The organism is Luteimonas galliterrae (assembly GCF_023374055.1).
In the GTDB taxonomy this organism is placed as follows: domain Bacteria; phylum Pseudomonadota; class Gammaproteobacteria; order Xanthomonadales; family Xanthomonadaceae; genus Luteimonas_C; species Luteimonas_C galliterrae.
Genome location: NZ_JAMBEP010000002.1, coordinates 144278 through 164151 on the forward strand (window position 1 = coordinate 144278; position 19874 = coordinate 164151).

Consider the following 19874-nt stretch of genomic DNA (forward strand, 5'->3'; position numbering starts at 1 on the left):
CCCACAACAGCCGTTCCCGCAAATCCGGAAAGAGAACGGAGAAGAAGATGGGCGATTGGATACGGGTCTGCGCCACATCGGAACTGCTGCCCGGCGAGAGCAAGGTCGCCTGGGACGGCGACACGCCGATCCTAGTGGTCAACTACGACGGCGACTACTACGCGTTGGAAGATCGCTGCAGTCATGAAGACTTCGAACTGTCCGCCGGGGAATTCGATGGCGAAGAGGCGACCATCGAATGCGTTTTACACGGCTCCAAGTTCGACGTGCGCGACGGCCGCGCGCTGAATGCCCCTGCTTATGCGCCGGTGGTCAAGTTCCCGGTGAAGGTCGAGGCCGAGGCCGTCTGGACGCGCGACGACCGCTGACCGGGAAGTAATCTGAACGGTTTGTAATTGCGAATCATTATCAATACAATTCCGCCCGACAAGGCCATCCGGCCGGAATTGGTAGGTTTCGCAATGATTTCCCGCACGTACGCCGTCGCTCCGCTGGCGGCGGCCCTGGCTGCTGCCCTCTCCCTCCCCGTCGCCGCCGAAGCCCAGACCGGCGCAGTCGCCGCTTCCGCCGCGATGCAGAAGGACCCGACCCAGCTCGACAAGGTCGAGGTCGAAGGCAAATTCGTCACTAAAGCCGCCTCGCCCAAGTACACCGAAGCGCTCAACGACACGCCGCAGACCATCACCGTGGTCAGCAAGGAAACGATGGACCAGCAGGGCCTGCTGTCGCTGCGCGACGTGCTGACCAACCTGCCCGGCATCACCTTCGGCGCAGGCGAAGGCGGCGGCGGTTACGGCGACAGCATCAACCTGCGCGGCTTCAGCGCCAACAGCGACATCACCACCGACGGCGTCCGCGACAGCGCGCAGTACACGCGCACCGACACCTTCAACCTGGAATCGCTGGAGCTGATCAACGGCGCCAACTCGGTCTATTCCGGCTCGGGTTCGGTCGGCGGCAATATCAACCTGGTCAGCAAGCAGCCGCATGCGGGCGACGCGACCGCGTTCACCGCCGGCGCCGGAACGGACAGCTACGGCCGCATCACCGTCGACAACAATACCGACTTCGGCAACGGCACCGCGTTCCGGATCAATGCGATGGCGCACCAGAACGACGTGCCAGGCCGCGACTACGAGAAGTTCGAACGCTGGGGCATCGCCCCGTCGCTGGCGCTGGGCCTGGGCTCGGACACGCGCTTCACGCTGAACTACCTGCACCAGGAAGACGACAACACCCCGCAGTACGGCGTGCCCTATTATCGCAACGCCTTCAACGACGGCCCGCTGCCGGGCGTGGATTCGAGCAACTATTACGGCTACCACAATGTCGACAAGCAGGACATCACGGTCGACATGCTGACCGGCATCTTCGAGCACGATTTCAACGACAGCTTGAGCCTGCGCAGCCTGGCGCGGTTCCAGAAGGTCGACCAGCTGACGATCGTCGATGCGACCCAGGGCACGTGGTGTCTGCCGAGCAACACGACGCCGACCGGCGGCGCCTGCGTTTCCGGCACCGGCGACAACGCCATCGCCGTTCCTCCAGGACAGTACTTGCCCAGCGGCCCGCGCGGACATATGCGCGACACCAGCAACGCGATCGCGATCAGCCAGACCGACCTGACCGCGCGCTTCGCCACCGGGACGGTGGAACACGCCGTGGTCGCTGGCGTGTCGTTCTCGCGCGAGACCTTCGAACTGGAGACGTTGAACGTCTTCCGCAACGCCGACGGCACCAATCCTTATACGGCACCGAACCACCTGCCGTTCATGGACATCTACAACCCGGATTCGCGTTACACCGGCCCGTACAACCCGATCCTGGTCAACAAGACCGACGGCACCCTGACCAACCAAGCCGTCTACGTCTTCGACACGCTCAAGTTCGGCGAGCGCTGGATGCTGAACCTCGGCGCGCGCTACGAGCATAACGAAGGCGATTCGGTCCCCTACAAGATTTCGACGGCGACGGGCTCGATCGGCAAGAACGACGGCAAGGACCTCGCAGCCTACGCCGAGAACACGGACAACCTGTTTTCCTACCGCGCGGGCCTGGTCTACAAGCCCGCCGACAACGGCACCGTCTATCTCTCTTACGCGAACTCGAAGACGCCGTCGAAGGCTTCGGTCAACGGCACCTGCACGCTGACCAGCGCGACCGGTGCGGCGAACTGCACGGTCGATCCCGAGGAAGCCGTCAACATCGAGCTGGGCACCAAGTGGGAGGTGCTGGATTCGCGCCTGGCGCTGACCGCAGCCGTATTCCGCAACGAGCGCGAGAATTTCCGCGTCGCCGATCCGGATCCGACCAACTTGACCGGCGAACAGGCACTCGACGGCCGCGCACGCGTGCAGGGCGTCGCGCTGGGCGCGGCGGGCCGCATCACTCGCGACTGGTCGGTGTTCGCCAACTACACCTACCTGGACAGCGAAGTGCTGCGCAGCGTGTCCGACTTCTGCCTGGCGAATCCGGGCGCGGCGAATTGCGGCAACAGCGCCGCCTTCCCCGACCCGCAGAAGGGCAACCCGCTGACCAATACGCCCAAGCATTCGGCCAGCCTCTGGACGACCTATGCGCTCGGCAAATGGACCTTCGGCTACGGCGCCACCTACCAGGGCGAGTTCTATCTGAACAACAGTTTCCTGGCCACCACCGGCGGAGTGACCAGCCAGACCGCGCTGTACAAGACGCCGGACTACTGGACTCACCGCGCCATGGTCGCCTACGACTTCAACCGCAATTTCGCGCTGCAATTGAACGTGAGCAACCTGCTGGACGAGGAGTACTACCTGCGCATCCGCAACAACGGCTGGGCCACGCCGGGCGAAGCGCGCGCGGCCACGCTGACGGCCACGTACCGGTTCTGAGGCAAAATGGCGCGCCGCCCCTCCGCGGCGCGCCGTCCCGGGAAAACGCCATGCTGCTGCCGATCGCCAACGTCCTGACCGCCGAGCAAGTGGCGCATTGCCGCGCGCGGCTGGAAAGCGCGGATTGGGCGGACGGCCGCATCACCGCCGGCCACCAATCGGCCAAGGCCAAGGACAACGCGCAGCTGCCCGAGGATTCGGAAGTGGCGCGCGAATTGGGTGCGATCGTTCTGGAGGCGTTGTCGCGCAATAGCACCTTCTTCTCCGCGGCGTTGCCCAAGCGCGTGTTCCCGCCGTTGTTCAACCGTTATGCCGGCGGGCAATCGTTCGATTACCACGTCGACAACGCCATCCGCTACGACCGCAGCGGCGGCCGCGCCGAAGCGCTGCGCACGGATCTATCGGCGACGCTCTTCCTGAGCGCGCCCGAAGACTACGACGGCGGCGAACTGGTGATCGAAGACACCTTCGGCACGCAGAGCGTCAAATTGGCCGCAGGCGATCTGGTGCTGTATCCGGGCACGAGTTTGCACAAGGTGTTGCCGGTGACGCGCGGCGCGCGGTTGGCGTCCTTCTTCTGGATCCAAAGCATGCTGCGCGAAGATGCGCAGCGGCGGCTCATGTTCGAGCTGGACGTCTCGATCCGCCGGTTGACCCAATCGGTGCCCGAGCATCCTGCGCTGGTGCAGCTCACCGGGGTGTACCACAACCTGCTGCGGCGCTGGGCCGAACCGTGAGCGACGCCTCCCGCTCCGCGGATAGCGCGATCAGCGGCCAGCAACGTCGCGGTTTTTGGTTGCGCACCCTGCATCAATGGCACTGGATCAGCTCTGCGGTATGCCTGATCGGCATGCTGCTGTTCGCGGTCACCGGCATCACGCTGAACCATGCGTCCAAGATCGAGTCCGAACCGCAGGTCGAGCATCGCACGCTGACGCTGCCCGCGCCGTTGCTGGAGTCGCTTGGCGAACGCAAGCAAGGCAATGCGCCGCTGCCGGCAGGCGTGGTCGCATGGCTCGCCGAGCAGTTGGGCACCAGCGTCGACGCGCGCGATGCGGAATGGTCGGCCGATGAAGTGTACCTATCGATGCCCGGCCCCGGCACCGATGCCTGGATCAGCATCCAACGCGGCGACGGCGCGGTCGAGTTCGAACGCACGGACCGCGGCTGGATATCTTACTTCAACGATCTGCACAAAGGCCGCAATTCCGGGCCGGCATGGGGCTGGTTCATTGATGTATTCGCTGTGGCCTGCCTGGTCTTCTGCATCACCGGCTTGTTCCTGCTGCAACTGCATGCGCGGCAGCGGCGCATGACCTGGCCTTATGTGGGGCTGGGATTGGTGATACCGGTGTTGCTTGCTCTGCTTTTCATCCACTGATCCTTCGACCGAGAAACCGATATGCGAGCCAAACTGACGATCGCGCTGGGCACCCTGCTGGCCATGCCGGTCTATGCCGCCGAGCTGGAGATCAACGTCGAGATCCCGCGCATCAACGCCGCCGAGTACCATCGCCCCTACGTCGCGATGTGGGTCGAAGGCGCGGACCAGAAAGCCGCGGCCAACCTGGCGGTCTGGTACATGACCAAGGACACCAAGGAAGGCCACGGCACCAAGTGGCTGCCCGACCTGCGCCAATGGTGGCGGCGTTCGGGACGCACTTTGAAGGTGCCGGTCGATGGCGTGACCGGCCCCACGCGTCCGGCAGGCAAGCACGCACTCAAATTCGACGACAAGCAGCCCGAGCTCGCCAAGCTCGCGCCCGGCAACTACACGCTGGTGGTGGAAGCCGCGCGCGAAGTCGGCGGGCGCGAATTGCTGAAAATTCCTTTCGTCTGGCCGATCAAGGCGCCGCAATCGGGCAAGGCGCAAGGCAGCAGCGAACTGGGCGCAATCACGCTCGCAGCCAAACCCTGACCGACACGACATCTACCGACATCATTCGCATCCGCTGGAGTCATCGATGAAACGTTCCAAGCTCGCAATCGCTTTCGCCCTGGCCACGCTGCCGTTCGCCGCGATGGCGCACAAAGCTTGGCTGCAGCCTTCGCAAACCGTGATCGCAGGCGAGAACCCGGTCGTCACCGTCGACGCCGCGGTGTCCAACGACTTGTTCTATTTCAACCATGTGCCGTTGAAGCTGGACAACTTGTCCATCGTCGCGCCGGACGGCAGCAAGCAAGCGCCATCCAATCCTGCGACCGGCAAGTACCGCAGCGTGTTCGACGTCGAATTGAAGCAGACCGGCACCTACCGCATCGGCGTGATCAACGACTACGCCACCGCAAGCTGGGAAGAGAACGGACAGCCCAAGCGCTGGCGCGGCACGCCGGCGACGTTCGCCGCCGAAGTGCCCAAGAACGCCAAGGGTTTGCAGGTGGGCCAATCGGTCAGCCGCGTCGAAACCTTCGTCACCAACGGCTCGCCCAACGACACCGCGATCAAGCCGAGCGGCAATGGGCTTGAAATGGTGCCGGTAACGCACCCCAACGACCTGTTCGCGAAGGAAGAGGCCAAGTTCCGCTTGGAGATCGACGGCAAGCCGGCAGCCGGCCTGGACGTGCAGATCATCCGCGGCGGCACGCGTTACCGCAATGCGCAGGACGAAATCAAGCTCAAGACCGACGCCAACGGCGAATTCGCCGTGACCTGGCCGGAACCGGGCATGTACTGGCTCGAAGCGACGTCGCAGGACGACAAGGTCACCGTGCCGGGCGCGAAGCAGCGCCGCCTGGGTTACGTGGCCACGCTCGAAGTGTTGCCGCAGTAGGCGGCAACATCAGCCTGCAGGCGCCCTCGCCCCGGAATGCCGGGCGAGGGAATGCATGAACCGATGAATTCTGCGATCTCCTCCACCGCTGCGCCGCCCGCCATCGATACGCTGGCCGGCGAAACCATGGGCACCACCTGGTCGATCAGGCTCGTCGCGCCGCACGCATCCATGCACGCGCTGCACGATGGCGTACAAATGCAGTTGGACCGGGTGGTGTCGCAGATGAGCACGTGGCGAGACGATTCGGATTTGAGCGGCTTCAATCGCGCCGCAGCCGGCAGTTGGGTTCTCCTGCCCGAAGCGCTGTTCGCGGTGTTGAGTTGCGCGCTGGGCATCGCCGAAGCCAGCGGCGGCGCTTTCGATCCGACAGTCGGTCCATTGGTCGACCTGTGGGGCTTCGGACCGCAAGGCCGCAGATCGGGCATTCCGGATGCAGCGGAACTTGCGGCGGCCAGCGCGAAGATCGGCTGGCACCGTCTCGCGTTGCGGCCCGATTCGCGCGAAGCCTTGCAGCCCGGCGGCGTGCAAGTCGATTTGTCGGCGATCGCAAAAGGCTATGCCGTCGACCTGCTAGCGAAGGATCTGCGGCAGCGCGGAATCGAAAACGCCTTGGTCGAAGTCGGCGGAGAGCTGTATGGCTACGGCTGCAAGCCCGATGGAACCCCCTGGCGCGTGCTGGTCGAAACCGATCCGGACCGCGACGATGAAGTTCCCCACATCCTCCGGCTATCCGGCAAGGCCGTGGCCACGTCCGGCGACCGTTGGCACCGTTACGAAAACGAAGGCCGCGAGTATGCGCACACCCTCGATCCGCGGACCGGCAAACCGGTTGAACGCGCGCCGGTGGCGGTCACCGTCGTCGCCGACGATGCCATGCGCGCCGATGCCTGGGCCACGGCGCTGACCGTGATGGGCGCCGAAGCGGGGCTGGCGTTCGCACGCAAGAATTCTTTGGCGGCGCGTTTCGTCGCGCACGGCGAAGCCGCGACCGCGACGCCGCAGTTCGAAAGCTACGTCGACGCGTGAGCACCACAATCCGCACCCAGCCTTCGCGTGCCGCCATCGGCAATGGCGCACTGCTGCTGTGCCTGCTTGCGATCGCGATCGCCTTCCTGAAGCTGCACGATGGCAGGTGGTTGCCCCTAGCATCCGATACCTCGCGTTGGTGGGCGGCGGGCTTCACTGCGCTGGCCTATCTCGGTTTCAGCGGCTGGATATTGCGGCGTTCTCGGATCCGGCACGCCGACGACGAGCGCACGGACGCACAGGCGCCGCCATCGCAGCTGTTGCTGGCTTATGCCAGCCAGACCGGTTTCGCGCAGCAGCTCGCCGAACGCAGCGCCAAGAATCTGCGCGATGCCGGGTTGGCCGTGCATTTGCGCGACCTCGGCCGCCTGCAAGCGGAGGCGTTGGCCGGCTATGAACGAGCGCTGTTCGTGGTCAGCACGACCGGCGAAGGCGATGCGCCGGACCCGGCGCTGGCTTTCGTGCGCGATGCGATGGGCCGACAAGCGCCGTTGCCGTCGCTGCGTTACGGCGTACTCGCGTTGGGCGACCGCGAGTACGACCATTTCTGCGGCTTCGGCCATGCGGTGGACGATTGGTTGCGGCATTCGGGCGCCGAACCGCTGTTCGACCTGGTGGAAGTGGACAACGGCGACGAAGGCGCACTGCGCCATTGGCAGCACCATCTGTCGCTGATCGCAGGGCAGCCCGACCTGCCCGATTGGACCGCACCGGCTTATCAGCCCTGGCGACTGGCCGAGCGCCGCGAACTGAACCCCGGCAGCGCCGGCGCCGCCGCTTTCCATATCGCCCTGCTCCCGCCGCAGGACGATATGCCCGCATGGCAGGCCGGCGACATCGCCGAAATCGGCCCGCGCAATTCGCCGGAAGCCGTTTCTGCGCTGTTGGAGGCTTTGTCGCTCGATGCGGCAACGCCTGTCGATCGCGACGGCAAGCGCGAACGGATCGACGAAGTATTGGCGCGCTCGCATCTGCCAAGCCTCGCCGAAGCCAGCGGTCTCGATGCGCAGGCCTTCGCTGAGGAACTGCAGCCGTTGCCGCACCGCGAATACTCGATCGCTTCGCTGCCGTCGGACGGCGCCATCCATGTGCTGTTGCGGCGCATGCTGCGGCCGGACGGCAGCCCGGGGATCGGCAGCGGCTGGTTGTGCGATTACGCCGCGCTCGGCGGCGAGATCGCGCTGCGCATCCGCAGCAATCCCAATTTCCACGCGCCGCCGTCGGCGCGGCCGCTGATCTTGATCGGCAACGGCACAGGCGCGGCAGGTTTGCGTGCGCACTTGAAGGCGCGCATCGCCGCCGGCGCACGCCGCAACTGGCTGCTGTTCGGCGAACGCAACGCGGATCGCGATTTCTTCTACGGTGACGAGATCCGGCGTTGGCGAGATGAAGGCTTCATCGAACGCCTGGACCTGGCGTTCTCTCGCGATGGCGCTGCAAGCGCCTACGTGCAACATGCGTTGGCGGCGGCTGGGGAAACGCTGCGCGACTGGATGCAAGCCGGTGCCGCTATCTACGTCTGCGGCAGCCTGCAGGGAATGGCGCCAGGCGTCGATGCGGTGTTGCGCGACTTGCTGGGCGACGATCTCGTCGAGCGGATGCGCATCGAAGGCCGCTATCGCCGCGATGTCTACTAAGCTCTGTTCTGTATAGCGGAGCTTGCTCCGCTGCTCTTCGCTCTTAAGCCGTTCGCTCTTAGGCCGTTGCTCTCATGCCGTCATCCCAGCGAACGCTGGGACCCATCTTGCTTGTGCGCTTGCCCTTAAGCCGTCATCCCGGCGCAGGCCGGGATCCAGGTCCACGTGCTTGCGGGCCTCGCTGCGACTCGCGCCATGGACAAAGGCTTCCGGGCTGCGCCCGGGTCACTTTCTTTGTTGGCCCAAAGAAAGTAACCCAAGAAAGGGCCTGAACTGCGGTGCGATGCGTCGCGACTGTAAGTCCGCCAGCGGACCTGCTTTCGTCGCAGGTGACCTTCTTGCGCAGGTACTAGATTTTGATTCGTAGCCTATGGGTGACGTGGCTTTTGCGGAGTTGCGCTAAGGAGCAGTTCTTGTCGATCGCCTCGAATCCAAATGTCGAAGCGACGGAGGAATCCCGAGCGCGGGCGAGCGGTAGCCAAGAACACGAGGTAACCCCATCGCCGGGATACCTTCCAAAGGCCCTTTTTCTTTGGTTACTTCTCTTTTTGGGCCCATCAAAAAGAAAGTAACTCGGCCGCGGTTTTAGCGGACGAAACCCCGGCCGGAACGGCCGGCAGGTCGCGAGAACCCCCGAGCCAAGGCAGCGGAGCAAGCTCCGCTCTACAAATGTAGGTGCGAATTCATTCACACGCTCTTGATAGGCCGAAAAGCGTGCGAATGAATTCGCACCTACGAAAAGCAAAGAGCGGCGGGGGCAAAGCGCTGGATGACTCGCTTCGCTCGCCCTTCAGGCCATCTGCTGACGCAGATGCTCGCTACGGCCTTCGGCCTCCGCAGTCCCGCCTTCGTGGGGATAACGGCTTAAGTCAAAAAACAAGAGCAGCGGGCAAGCCCCGCTCTACAGAGCGAATGCGGCTACTTGGGTTGGATCTTGACCAACAGCGCCCCGCCAGCGCCTTCCATGACGTGGCGCCGGCGTTCGGTATCGGCCTGCATGAAGGCGGTATCGCCTGCGGCCAGCGGCGGCAGGCCGGAGTCGTCGACGAAGCGCGCGGTACCCGCCAGCAAGTACACGGCCCAGGTCGCGCCCGGATCTATGAAGATCACCATCGGCCCGACCAGCGGCCGGTGCCACAGCTGTGCATCGACAGCATCCGGGCGCCACATCAGATTGAAGTCGTGCGTCGGGCCGTCGACGAGCTCGCCCACCACGCCGCGTTCGCCGCTGAAGCGTATCCGTTCGTGCGGCGGCTGCAGGACATGGATCTCGCCATCGTCGAAACGCAGCCGCAAGCCGTTGCCGCTCAACAGCACCAGCTCGCGCTGAACGCCCGGGAAGATCGAGAAGAGCGAGTCCTGCTCGATCTCGGCGATCGACAGGCGCCATTGCCAACCATCGGCCTCGTCCGGCATGCGGGCGATCTCCCGCGTCCAACCGGCGCCGTTCTTCCAGCGCTCGCGCCGGTATTCGTTGGCGGGGACTACCCAGGAGGTTCCGGTACGTTCGCTCATCGCAAGAGTTTAGCGGTGCGGCTGGCTTAGGAAACGGCAAAACCGCCGCCCGGCTGCCATTCGCGCGCAGCCGGGCGACGTCCCTCCCCTACCCGGCCTGCCGCCGGACCGGCACCGATATGTTTTAACCGGGCCCCGGCGGTCTTCGTTCAGCGCTTCGCGGCTTGAGGGGCTGCGCCCGTCTTCGCCGCCGGCTTCGGCGCCGCCGCACCGCCGACCACGATGCGGTCGCGATTCTTCTCGACCGTCTTCAGGCCGATGCCCTTGACCTGGGCCAGCTGCTCGGGGCTCTTGAACGCGCCGTTTTCCTTGCGGTAGGCGACGATCGCTTCGGCCTTGGACGCGCCGACATTGATCAGCACGCGATCCAGTGTGGCGGCGTCGGCGGTATTGATGTTGACCTTCTCGTCGGCGGCCAGGGCGCTGCCGAGCAGCGCCAGGGACAGCAGCAGCGAGTTCAGGACCAGCTTGAAAGGTTTCATGACGGAACTCCGTGTTTGAGTGGGTTTCCAGCCGTGCGCGGCTGGCGAATCCAGTCTCGGCAGCAGTCCACTTGGTCGATATCGCCGTACAAGCCATGCCGAAGACGGCTTAGGCCGCGATCGGACCTAGGAAAACCCCTAGCTAACGCCGCGGGCGCTAGAATCCGCGCTCTTCTTCCCAGACCGAAGGTCCGCCGTGGACGCCAACAAAGTCGACAGGTTCGTTGCCGAGAAATGGGACGACGACATCGTTCCCCAGCTCGTCGAATACATCCGCATCCCCAACAAGTCGCCGATGTTCGATGCGGACTGGGTGAAGAACGGCTACATGGAAGACGCGGTCAAGCTGATGGAAGCCTGGGCGCGGGCGCAGTCGATCCCCGGCATGCACCTGGAAGTGGTGCGGCTGGAAGGCCGCACGCCGCTGATCTTCATCGACATTCCCGCGACCGGGCCGGAAACCGGCGACGATTGCGTGCTGCTGTACGGACACCTGGACAAGCAGCCGGAAATGACCGGCTGGGACGACGACTTGGGCCCGTGGAAACCGGTGATCAAGGGCGACAAGCTTTTCGGCCGCGGCGGCGCCGACGACGGCTATGCGATCTTCGGTTCGCTGGCCGCGATCCAGGCGCTGCAGGAACAGGGCGCGCCGCATGCGCGCTGCGTGGTGCTGATCGAGGCCTGCGAGGAATCGGGCAGCTACGACCTGCCCGCTTATGTCGACCACCTCGCCGACCGGATCGGCAAGCCGTCGCTGGTCGTGTGCCTGGATTCGGGTTGCGGCAACTACGACCAGCTGTGGTGCACGACTTCGCTGCGCGGTATGGCCGGCGGCAATTTCACGGTGAAGGTGCTCGAAGAAGGCGTGCATTCGGGCGATGCGTCGGGCATCGTGCCGTCGAGCTTCCGCCTGTTGCGGCAGCTGCTGTCGCGGATCGAGGACGAGAAGACCGGGCGCATCCTGGTCGAAGGCCTGCACGCCGAAATCCCCGCCGATCGCCTGGCCCAGGCCAAGAAAGTCGCCGGAGTGCTGGGCGACGAGGTCTACAGCAAATTCCCGTTCCTGCCGGGCATGAAACCGATGGCCGACGACCTGACCGAGCTGGTGCTCAACCGCACTTGGCGGCCGGCGCTGTCGGTGACCGGCGCCGACGGCCTGCCGCCGCTGTCATCGGCCGGCAACGTGCTGCGGCCTTCGACCTCGGTGAAGCTGAGTCTGCGCCTGCCGCCGACACTGGAAGGCAAGCGCGGCGGCGGACTGCTTAAGGAAGCTTTGCTGCGCGATCCGCCGAACGGCGCGCAGGTCACGCTAGATCTGGAAAAAGCATCCACCGGTTGGAACGCGCCGGCGATGTCGCCGTGGCTGGAAAAGGCGATCGACGCCGCCAGCCTGGAATTCTTCAAGGCGCCTGCGATGTATATGGGCGAAGGCGGCACGATCCCGTTCATGGGCATGCTCGGCGAGAAATTCCCGGGCGCGCAATTCATGATCACCGGCGTGCTGGGTCCGCATTCCAATGCGCACGGTCCGAACGAGTTCCTGCACATCCCGATGGGCAAGCGCGTCACCGCCTCGGTGGCGCGGGTGATCGCCGAGCATCACGCCGCGAGCGTGCGCGGCGAAACCGTCGGCGTAGCCGCCGTAGCCGGCGGCGACCAGCACGGGGAACATGGCTGCTGCTGACACTGGCGCCGCTGCCGGGTCCTGTTATCCTCGGCCCGGCTTTTCCACATCGGAGGGGGCATGGAAGACTTGAGCGGCCTGTTGGGCGACAACAACTGGATCGTCACGATCCTGATCGGTTTCGTAGTCGGTTTGCTGGCGCGCTTCCTGAAGCCGGGCAACGACAAGATGGGCATCATCCTGACCACGCTGCTGGGCATCGCCGGCGCGGTCGCGGCGAGTTTCGTCGGCCAGCGGATGGGCTGGTATGCGCCCGGCCAGGCGGCGGGATTCGTCGGTGCGCTGATCGGCGCGATCGTGATCCTGGTCATCGTCAGCCTGTTCCGGCGCAAGCGCACGACGCTGCCGCCGCGCTGAATTCCGTTTCGAGTTCGACTGTCCTGCCTTTGTCCTAAAGCCATCGTCCCCGCGAACGCGGGGATCCAGTGACTTTGCTCCGACTTTGTAGAGTGGGACTTGCCCCGCTGCTCTTGCTCCGGCTCTGTAGTGCGGAGCTTGCTCCGCTGCCCTTGCTCCGGCTCTGTAGAGAGGAGCTTGCTCCGCTGCTCTCGCTCTTAAGCCGTTCGCTCTCATGCCGTCATCCCAGCGAACGCTGGGACCCATGTTGCTCTTGCCCTTGCCCCTCAGCCGTCATCCCGGCGAAGGCCGGGATCCAGGCCCGCGTCCTGGCGGCTTGCGCTGCGACTCGCGCCATGGATAAAGGCTTCCGGGCTGTGCCCGGGTCACTTTCTTTGTTGGCCCAAAGAAAGTAACCCAAGAAAGGGCCTGAACTGCGGTGCGATGCGTCGCAACTAAAAGCCCGCCAGCGGCCCGGCTTTCGTCGCAGGTGACCTTCTTACGCAGGTACTAGATTTTGATTCGTAGCCTATGGGTGACGTGGCTTTTGCGGAGTTGCGCTAAGGAGGCGTTCTGATCGATCGCCTCGCATCTGAATGTCGAAGCGACGGAGGAATCCCGAGGGCTGACGAGCGGTGGCCAAGAACACGAGGTAACCCCATCGCCGGGATCCCTTCCAAAGGCCCTTTTTCTTTTGGTTACTGTTCTTTTTGGGCCCCACAAAAAGAAAGTAACTCGGCCGCGGTTTTAGCGGACGAAACCCCGGCCGGAACGGCCGGCAGGTCGCGAGAACCCACAAGCCAAGGCAGCGGAGCAAGCTCCGCTCTACACAGAGCAACGGCAAAGGCGCTGGATCCCCGCCTTCGCGGGGATGACGGCTTGAAGGGCAAGAGCAGCGGGGCAAACCCCGCTCTACAGAGCAGGAGTGGCTGGGGTCGGTTTACTCTATGCGCCTCGCCACCGGAGCCCGCATGAGCGCCGCATCCGATTCCATCGACCGAGAGCATGCCCGCCTCGACTGGGCTCGCAGCGTCTTGGGCGACCCCGACGTCGAGTTGCAACGCGCATCGGTGGACGCCGGCTTCCGCAGCTACTGGCGCACGCTCGGCAGCGAACCCAGCCGCATCGTGATGGACTCGCCGCCGGGGTTGGAAGACGTGCGGCCCTGGTTGCGCATGCGCGACCTGCTGGAGCGCGGCGGCGTGCGCGTGCCGGAGGTGCTGGCGCGCGATGCGGATGCGGGGTTCCTATTGCTCGAAGACCTGGGCGGCCCGACGCTGGCCAAGGTGCTCGACGAAGGCAATGCCGATGCTTACTTCGAAGCCGCCATCGAACAGTTGCTGCGGCTGCAGGCGATCGCGCCGCCACCGGACATGGGCGAATTCGGCGAAGCTCTGTTGCAGCGCGACGCGGGCCTGTTCGAAGAATGGTTCCTGCGCCGCCACTTGGGCTTGTTGCTGGATTGCGACGACATCGACCGGCTGGAGTTGGCGCAGCGCCGCCTGATGGACAATGCGCTGGCGCAAACCTTCGTGCTGACCCATCGCGACTTCATGCCGCGCAACCTGATGCCCGCCACGCCAGGCCCCGCGGTGCTGGATTTCCAGGACTGCGTGCGCGGCCCGATCGCCTACGATCCGGTCAGCCTGTTCAAGGACGCCTTCCTCAGCTGGCCGCTGGAACGCGTCGACGGCTGGCTGGCGCAATACCATGCGCGTGCGCGCGCCGCCGGCCTGCCGGTGCCGGCGTGGACCACGTTCCTGCGCGATGCGGACTGGCTGGGCGTGCAGCGGCATCTGAAGATCCTGGGTATTTTCGCCAGACTCGAATATCGCGACGGCAAGCCGCACTACCTGCAGGATGCGCCGCGCTTCATCGCTTATCTCGACGAAGTGCTGCCGCGGCATCCGGAACTGGCGGCGCTGGCGGAACTGCTCGATCGCCGCATCCGCCCTGCGCTCGCGGAACAGGCCGCATGAAGGCCTTGATTTTCGCAGCGGGCCTGGGCGAGCGCATGCGCCCGCTGACCGACGCCACGCCCAAACCCCTGTTGGTCGCCGGTGGCAAGCCGCTGATCGCCTGGCACCTGGAAAAACTCGCGGCGCAAGGCGTGCGCGAGGTGGTGATCAATACCAGCTGGCTGGCCGAGCAGTTCGCGCAGGCGCTCGGCGATGGCGCACGCTGGGGCTTGTCGATCCAGTATTCCTATGAAGGCGCGACGCCGCTGGAAACCGGCGGCGGCATGTTGCGCGCGTTGTCGCTACTGGGCGACGCGCCGTTCATGGCGGTGAACGGCGACATCTGGACCGACTACGATTTCGCAAGGCTGCCGCGCGAACCGCACGGCCAGGCGCACCTGGTGCTGGTCGACAACCCGCCGCAACACTCGCAGGGCGATTTCTCGCTCTCGGCCGATGGATTACTGGCCGCCGAGTCCGTGCCTGCGGGCGCGAACGCAACGGGCCTGTTCTTCGGCGGCGGCGCAGCGGGCAAGCTCACGTTCTCGGGCATCGGCGTCTACCGGCCTTCGCTGTTCGATGGTTGGCGCGGCGTGATCGGCGATGCCCCGGGCGTGGACGAAACGCCGCCACGCTTCAAGCTGGCGCCGCTGCTGCGTGCGGCAATGGCGCGTCGCGGCGTCTCGGGCGAGCACCACCGCGGCCGGTGGACCGACGTGGGCACGCCGGAGCGGCTTGCGCAGCTCGACGAAAGCCTTCGCGCTTCGTAGCAGCGAGCTTTTGTAGGAGCGGCTTCAGCCGCGAGCTCTTGCTCTTAGCTGTCATCCGAGCGTAGCGAGGGATCTGCTTAGTCGACCAAGCAGATCCCTCGCTACGCTCGGGATGAAAAGAAAAAAAGCTCGCGGCTGAAGCCGCTCCTACAAAAAACCGTTCCTACAAGCATCAGGAAGGATCTGCGTCCAGCACTTCGCGAAGGAACGGCACCGTGACCTTGCGCTGCGCCGCGAGCGAGGCGCGGTCGAGCTTGTCCAGCAACCCGGTCAGCGACGCCAGATCGCGGTCGGCGCGCTTGAGCAACCAGTCGATGGCGGCGTCGTCGAACACCAGCCCTCGCCGTTTCGCGCGCTCGCGCAGCACTTCCTTGCGCCCATCGTCGCCCAGCGGCAGCAACGCGATGCGCACGCATTGCGATAGGCGCGAGCGCAAATCGGGCAGGCCCAGCGCCAGCCCGTCCGGCATCGCCGCGGCGGTGTACAGCGCGTTGAGCCCGGCGCTGCGGGCGCGGTTGTGGAAATCGAACAGCGCGATCTCGTCGTCTCTGCTGCCGACGATCGATTCGATCCCGTCCAGCGCGATCACATCGTTGCCTTCCAGCGCGTCCAGCGCCTCGCGCAGGCGACCCGCGGCCGCGCTCAGCGGCAGATAAGCGGCGCAGCGGCCCGCCTGCTCGGCGGCCGCGCAGGCGGCCAGCGCCAGATGCGTCTTGCCGACGCCGCCTTGGCCGGACAAGTACAGCCAATCGGCCGATGCGCCTTCGGCCAACGCCCGCAACGCGGCGATAGCGCCGGCCGGCGCTCCGACGAAGGTTTCGAAGCGCTGGTCGGGCGAGTAGCGCAATGCCAGCGGCAGTTGCGCGCTCACGCCTTGTCGGCGCCCTGATGCTCTTCCGGCACGATGATGCCGCCTGGGCTGGCGTGCGGATCGAGCAGGATCTCGGGCCCGTCGCCGCCGTAAAGCTTGCTGTGCGTGTAGCGCTGGTGCGCATAGCGCAGCAGCACGTTGGCGATGGCCGCGACCGGCAGCGCCAGCAGCATGCCCAGGAAGCCGAACAGCTGCCCGCCCGCCAGCACCGCGAAGATCACGGCGACCGGATGCAGACCGATGCGGTCGCCTACCAGCTTGGGCGTCAGCCAATAGCTCTCGATCACCTGGCCGATGCCGAACACCGCCAGTACGCCGGCCACGTGTTTCCAATCGCCGTACTGCACCAGCGCGGCGATCACGCCGAACACCACGCCGCTGGTCGGGCCCAGATAAGGCACGAAAGTGAACAAGCCGGCGATGATGCCGATCAGGATGCCCAGGTCCAGCCCCACCAGCCACAGGCCCAGGCCGTACATGATGCCCAGGATCACCATCACCAGCAGCTGGCCGCGCAGAAAGCCGCCCAGCACTTCGCTGGATTCGTGCGCCAGCCGCGACACGGTGTCGATGTGCTTGCGCGGCACCAGCGCTGCGGCGCGCTCGACGAAGATGTCCCAGTCGCGCAGCAGGAAGAAGGTCAGCACTGGCAGCAGCACGATGTTCGCGACCCAGGCCAGCACGGCGAAACCCGAGCGGGAGAGATAGCCCAGCATGGTGGCGGCGACGCCGCCCGCACGCTCCCAGTTGCCGCGCACGAGTTCGATGATGTGGTTCAAATCCAGCCATACCGTCAACTGCAGGCCGGTCTTCTTCTCCAGCCAGGGCAGCGCGGTCTGCATGATCCAGTCGCGGTAATGCGGCAGCGATTCGACCAGCGTGGTGATCTGCTCTTCGATCACCGGCACCAACAACAGCAGCACCAGCACCATCAGCAGCGCCATCGTCACGAACACCAGCGTGACCGCGACATTGCGCGAGCGTCCGGCGCGCTGCAGCCGGTCGACCAGCGGGTCGCCGAGCCAGCCGAGCAAGGCCGCCATCACGAACGGGGTCAGGATCGGCGCCAGCAGCCACACCAGCCAGCCGGCGGCGAGCGCGATCAGGCCCCATTGCAGGCGCTTGAGGAACAGCGCGATGTCGGCCATAGCCATGTCGTTGCTCGGCGGCATGGCCATCAGCGCAGCTCGAACGTGGCGGGCTCGCCGTCGCCGCCGACCAGCACGTCCTCGTCGGCCATGCGCTTGAGGCCGGCGATGCCGGTCACCAGTTCCAGGTCGTATTCGATCGCGGTCGGCGTGGCACGAGCGGGCGTGACCTTCCGCACCACCGGCAACTTCTGCAGGTAGGCGGAGAGACGGATGAAGTCTTCGGCGCTGTCCACACCGGTGAAGGCGACGCGGTAAGTGCCGGCCGGGCCGACCGCATTGCGCTTGGCGTACTTGCGCGACAGCGCGTCGCCGGCGACATCCGCGCCCGAGGCCAGCGCGCGGCGCGCATCGCCGGAATCGACCGACTTCTGCAGCAGCACCTTGCCGTTGTCGACGAATGTCCAGTCGGCGGTCCAGCCGCCCTTGGCGCGGTATAGCTTGCCGATCAGCTGCATCGGCGGGCTGTAGCGCGACGAGAGCCGAGCGATGGCGCCGGTGTCGCCGCGCCAGATCGCGCCGACCGCGGCCTGTTCGGCGGCGGAACCGCCCGGCAAACCGAGGCGATAGCCGCGCTCGACGGCGCGCTGGGTCAGCGGCCTGGCGACGTTGTTCTGCGGCAGGGCGACCAGGCGCGGGCCCTTGCCGTCGTCGATCGCCAGCCAGATCACCGGCTTGGGCCGCGGTTCCGGCCACACGGGCACGCCCAGCGAGGCGGCCATGCCGTCGACCTTGTCCTGGTCGAAGCGGGCGATCAGCGTGGTGCGGAAGGTCGGCGCGCCGCTGGCCGAGACGCCTTCGTCCTGGCGGTAGTCGTAGCTCTTCACGTAGTCCTTGGCACGGCGCAGCTCCTGGCCCACGCCGGGGCGCATCGCGGCATTGCCCTCGCCCGACAATTTGCCCAGCACCTGCGCCAGCGCACGCGCCAAACCGGCATTGCGCTCGCTCTCGCTCTGGCTGTTGACCGGAACTTCGGCCTCGTAGACGCCCTGCGCGCCGGCGCGGTCGCCTTCGACCCGCTGTGCGGATGCCGTGCCGGCCAGTGCCAACACGCCCGCAAGCAGCCAAATCGTCGTTCCGGCCCATCGGATTGCTCGATGCATCGTCCCTATCCTGCCACGCGATCGTGCCGCGCCAGCCGAAATGGTGCCGCAGCGGGGCTCCGGCGTCCATGTCGGCGCGCCCGGCACTGCTAAAATCGCCGTCCCAGCGACCTGCGAGCAGCCGTGACGACTCCCACCCCACTCACCTACCGCGATGCCGGCGTCGATATCGATGCCGGCAACGAAGTCGTCGAACGCATCAAACCGCTGGTCAAGCGCAGTTTCAGGCCCGAGGTGATGGGCGGCCTGGGCGGTTTCGGCGCGCTGTTCGACCTGTCCGGCAAATACAAAGAACCTGTGCTGGTTTCGGGCACCGACGGCGTCGGCACCAAACTCAAATTGGCGCAACAGCTGAACCGGCACGACACGATCGGCATCGACTTGGTCGGCATGTGCGTGAACGATGTGCTGGTGCAGGGCGCCGAGCCGCTGTTCTTCCTGGACTATTTCGCCACCGGCAAGTTGGACGTGGATACCACGGTCGCCGTGGTCGGCGGCATCGCCAAAGGCTGCGAACTGGCCGGCTGCGCGCTGATCGGCGGCGAGACCGCCGAGATGCCCGATATGTATCCGCCGGGCGAATACGACCTGGCCGGCTTCACCGTCGGCGCGGTGGAGAAATCGAAGCTGCTCGACGGCGCCAAAGTGCGCGCGGGCGACGTGCTGATCGGCATCGCGTCCAGCGGCCCGCACTCCAACGGCTATTCGCTGATCCGCCGCATCTACGACCGTGCCGGCCGCCCGGCCGATGTCGAAGTGGGCGGCGTCAAGCTGATCGACGCGCTGATGGCGCCGACTGCGCTGTACGTCAAACCGATCCTCGAACTGCTCGGCAAGCACGACCTGCATGCGATGGCGCACATCACCGGCGGCGGCCTCACCGAGAACATCATCCGCGTGGTTCCCGACGGCCTGGGTCTGGACATCGAAGCCTCCGCGATCGTGTTGCCGCCGGTGTTCGACTGGCTGCAGCGCGAAGGCGCGGTGCCGCGCGAGGAGATGTGGCGCACGTTCAACTGCGGCGTCGGCTTCGTGCTGGTGGCGGCGCCGGGCGATGTCGCCGCGATCGAGAGCGATCTCGATCGGCTCGGTCTGGCGCATCGCAAGATCGGCGCGGTGGTCTCCGCAAGCGATGGCGAACGCGTCAAGATCGCCTAGGAACGGACGGATGCCCTTTTATCGGTTGCGGATGCGTACGCGATTGTCCCCGGCCGATGCCATGCAACGGCTGGCGTCGTCGGTCCGGGACGAATTGGGCTTCGGCGAAATGTTGTCGGGGGTTTTCAGCTTGGGCGGCGTGCCCAGCAACGAGTATTTCATCGGCGAAACGGATAACGACCGTTTTTCGATCCATCGTAACATCCGCTATCGCAACTCTTTCCTCCCGGTGATCAAAGGGAAAATCACTCCCGAATTTCCCGGGTCGCTGATCGAAGTAACGATGCGCCTGAACGTCTTCGCAGCGCTGTTCATGGCGTTCTGGCTGGGAGTAGTCGGCTTCATGGCATTGACGGCGGTTTCCAGCAGCGGCTTGACGTCCAAGACGGCGATGCCCGCCGGCATGTTCGCGTTCGGCGCCTTGCTGCTGGCTGCCGGATTCTTTCCGGAGGCGATCAAGGCGCGCAATAAGCTCAAGTCTCTTCTGGAAGCTGGCTCGACCGAGGGCGCCCGTCGGCCCACGGTCTCCCGTTGAAACA

The 19874-nt window shown here is 65.4% G+C and carries 19 protein-coding genes; 14 read left to right on the forward strand and 5 right to left on the reverse strand.

Annotated features, from left to right (window positions below; translation table 11 throughout):
- Window positions 1-47 precede the first annotated feature (47 nt).
- The 8 genes from M2650_RS11320 to M2650_RS11355 all read left to right on the forward strand — a co-directional run bounded on the left by M2650_RS11320 (window position 48) and on the right by M2650_RS11355 (window position 8307).
- Window positions 48-368, forward strand: coding sequence for a non-heme iron oxygenase ferredoxin subunit (locus tag M2650_RS11320; RefSeq protein ID WP_249474606.1), 321 nt, complete (start codon window positions 48-50; stop codon window positions 366-368).
- Window positions 369-461: 93 nt separating this feature from the next.
- Window positions 462-2870 (forward strand): TonB-dependent receptor, encoded by a 2409-nt coding sequence (locus M2650_RS11325; RefSeq protein ID WP_249474607.1) that lies wholly within the window; start codon window positions 462-464, stop codon window positions 2868-2870.
- A 50-nt stretch (window positions 2871-2920) separates the two neighbouring features.
- The gene (locus tag M2650_RS11330) at window positions 2921-3607 is read left to right on the forward strand and encodes a Fe2+-dependent dioxygenase (protein WP_249474608.1); all 687 of its coding nucleotides are present in this window, start codon (window positions 2921-2923) and stop codon (window positions 3605-3607) included.
- The gene (locus M2650_RS11335; RefSeq protein WP_249474610.1) at window positions 3604-4251 is read left to right on the forward strand and encodes a PepSY-associated TM helix domain-containing protein; all 648 of its coding nucleotides are present in this window, start codon (window positions 3604-3606) and stop codon (window positions 4249-4251) included. Before M2650_RS11330 ends, M2650_RS11335 begins: the two co-directional genes overlap by 4 nt.
- Before the next feature lie 21 nt (window positions 4252-4272).
- Window positions 4273-4788, forward strand: a complete 516-nt coding sequence (locus M2650_RS11340) for a DUF2271 domain-containing protein (RefSeq protein WP_249474612.1) — start codon at window positions 4273-4275, stop codon at window positions 4786-4788.
- A gap of 46 nt (window positions 4789-4834) precedes the next feature.
- Window positions 4835-5641 (forward strand): DUF4198 domain-containing protein, encoded by an 807-nt coding sequence (locus M2650_RS11345; RefSeq protein ID WP_249474614.1) that lies wholly within the window; start codon window positions 4835-4837, stop codon window positions 5639-5641.
- Between the two features lie 63 nt (window positions 5642-5704).
- Window positions 5705-6670, forward strand: coding sequence for an FAD:protein FMN transferase (locus M2650_RS11350; RefSeq protein ID WP_249474616.1), 966 nt, complete (start codon window positions 5705-5707; stop codon window positions 6668-6670).
- A gap of 8 nt (window positions 6671-6678) precedes the next feature.
- Window positions 6679-8307, forward strand: coding sequence for a flavodoxin domain-containing protein (locus M2650_RS11355; protein ID WP_249475038.1), 1629 nt, complete (start codon window positions 6679-6681; stop codon window positions 8305-8307).
- A gap of 918 nt (window positions 8308-9225) precedes the next feature.
- On the opposite strand, the gene M2650_RS11360 is transcribed toward M2650_RS11355, so the two are convergent.
- Window positions 9226-9822, reverse strand: coding sequence for a HutD/Ves family protein (locus tag M2650_RS11360; RefSeq protein WP_249474618.1), 597 nt, complete (start codon window positions 9820-9822; stop codon window positions 9226-9228).
- Window positions 9823-9971: 149 nt separating this feature from the next.
- Window positions 9972-10304 carry a ComEA family DNA-binding protein gene (locus tag M2650_RS11365; protein WP_249474620.1) on the reverse strand — a complete coding sequence of 111 codons (333 nt, stop codon included), beginning with the start codon at window positions 10302-10304 and terminating at the stop codon, window positions 9972-9974.
- A gap of 196 nt (window positions 10305-10500) precedes the next feature.
- Here M2650_RS11365 and M2650_RS11370 point away from each other — a divergent pair, with 196 nt between their 5' ends.
- The 4 genes from M2650_RS11370 (at window position 10501) to murU (ending at window position 15055) form a co-directional block, all read left to right on the forward strand.
- Window positions 10501-11991 (forward strand): M20 family metallopeptidase, encoded by a 1491-nt coding sequence (locus tag M2650_RS11370; protein WP_249474622.1) that lies wholly within the window; start codon window positions 10501-10503, stop codon window positions 11989-11991.
- Window positions 11992-12060: 69 nt separating this feature from the next.
- On the forward strand, window positions 12061-12348 hold the full coding sequence (locus M2650_RS11375) for a GlsB/YeaQ/YmgE family stress response membrane protein (protein ID WP_249475040.1): 288 nt from the start codon (window positions 12061-12063) through the stop codon (window positions 12346-12348).
- Between the two features lie 950 nt (window positions 12349-13298).
- On the forward strand, window positions 13299-14306 hold the full coding sequence (locus M2650_RS11380; RefSeq protein ID WP_249474624.1) for an aminoglycoside phosphotransferase family protein: 1008 nt from the start codon (window positions 13299-13301) through the stop codon (window positions 14304-14306).
- Window positions 14303-15055 carry an N-acetylmuramate alpha-1-phosphate uridylyltransferase MurU gene (gene murU, locus M2650_RS11385; protein WP_249474626.1) on the forward strand — a complete coding sequence of 251 codons (753 nt, stop codon included), beginning with the start codon at window positions 14303-14305 and terminating at the stop codon, window positions 15053-15055. Before M2650_RS11380 ends, murU begins: the two co-directional genes overlap by 4 nt.
- Window positions 15056-15227: 172 nt before the next feature.
- Here the strand turns inward: murU and hda are convergent, their stop codons facing one another.
- Genes hda through M2650_RS11400 form a run of 3 tightly spaced genes read right to left on the reverse strand, consistent with a single transcriptional unit; the run spans window position 15228 to window position 18177 of the window.
- A complete protein-coding gene (gene hda / locus M2650_RS11390) occupies window positions 15228-15926 on the reverse strand; it encodes a DnaA regulatory inactivator Hda (RefSeq protein ID WP_249474628.1) in 699 nt (232 codons plus the stop codon).
- Window positions 15923-17098 carry an AI-2E family transporter gene (locus M2650_RS11395; protein ID WP_249475043.1) on the reverse strand — a complete coding sequence of 392 codons (1176 nt, stop codon included), beginning with the start codon at window positions 17096-17098 and terminating at the stop codon, window positions 15923-15925. The genes hda and M2650_RS11395 overlap by 4 nt, the downstream gene beginning before the upstream one ends.
- Window positions 17099-17103: 5 nt before the next feature.
- Window positions 17104-18177: a DUF2066 domain-containing protein gene (locus tag M2650_RS11400; RefSeq protein WP_249474629.1), complete on the reverse strand. Its 1074-nt coding sequence runs from the start codon at window positions 18175-18177 to the stop codon at window positions 17104-17106.
- Window positions 18178-18300: 123 nt separating this feature from the next.
- Between M2650_RS11400 and purM the strand changes: the two genes are divergently transcribed.
- Together purM and M2650_RS11410 are read left to right on the forward strand one after the other, a co-directional pair.
- Window positions 18301-19335 carry a phosphoribosylformylglycinamidine cyclo-ligase gene (gene purM, locus M2650_RS11405; protein WP_249474630.1) on the forward strand — a complete coding sequence of 345 codons (1035 nt, stop codon included), beginning with the start codon at window positions 18301-18303 and terminating at the stop codon, window positions 19333-19335.
- A gap of 43 nt (window positions 19336-19378) precedes the next feature.
- Window positions 19379-19870: a hypothetical protein gene (locus M2650_RS11410; RefSeq protein ID WP_249474631.1), complete on the forward strand. Its 492-nt coding sequence runs from the start codon at window positions 19379-19381 to the stop codon at window positions 19868-19870.
- The last annotated feature ends 4 nt before the right edge of the window (window positions 19871-19874 follow it).

What these genes read in the sequence shown, in the direction of transcription:
- M2650_RS11330 (WP_249474608.1), top strand. Translation starts at nt 2,921, where the DNA reads ATGCTGCTGCCGATCGCCAACGTCCTGACCGCCGAGCAAGTGGCGCAT.
- murU (WP_249474626.1), top strand. Translation starts at nt 14,303, where the DNA reads ATGAAGGCCTTGATTTTCGCAGCGGGCCTGGGCGAGCGCATGCGCCCG.
- M2650_RS11340 (WP_249474612.1), top strand. Translation starts at nt 4,273, where the DNA reads ATGCGAGCCAAACTGACGATCGCGCTGGGCACCCTGCTGGCCATGCCG.
- M2650_RS11320 (WP_249474606.1), top strand. Translation starts at nt 48, where the DNA reads ATGGGCGATTGGATACGGGTCTGCGCCACATCGGAACTGCTGCCCGGC.
- M2650_RS11345 (WP_249474614.1), top strand. Translation starts at nt 4,835, where the DNA reads ATGAAACGTTCCAAGCTCGCAATCGCTTTCGCCCTGGCCACGCTGCCG.
- M2650_RS11365 (WP_249474620.1), bottom strand. Translation starts at nt 10,304, where the DNA reads ATGAAACCTTTCAAGCTGGTCCTGAACTCGCTGCTGCTGTCCCTGGCG.
- M2650_RS11380 (WP_249474624.1), top strand. Translation starts at nt 13,299, where the DNA reads ATGAGCGCCGCATCCGATTCCATCGACCGAGAGCATGCCCGCCTCGAC.
- M2650_RS11395 (WP_249475043.1), bottom strand. Translation starts at nt 17,098, where the DNA reads ATGCCGCCGAGCAACGACATGGCTATGGCCGACATCGCGCTGTTCCTC.
- M2650_RS11360 (WP_249474618.1), bottom strand. Translation starts at nt 9,822, where the DNA reads ATGAGCGAACGTACCGGAACCTCCTGGGTAGTCCCCGCCAACGAATAC.
- M2650_RS11400 (WP_249474629.1), bottom strand. Translation starts at nt 18,177, where the DNA reads ATGCATCGAGCAATCCGATGGGCCGGAACGACGATTTGGCTGCTTGCG.
- M2650_RS11325 (WP_249474607.1), top strand. Translation starts at nt 462, where the DNA reads ATGATTTCCCGCACGTACGCCGTCGCTCCGCTGGCGGCGGCCCTGGCT.
- M2650_RS11350 (WP_249474616.1), top strand. Translation starts at nt 5,705, where the DNA reads ATGAATTCTGCGATCTCCTCCACCGCTGCGCCGCCCGCCATCGATACG.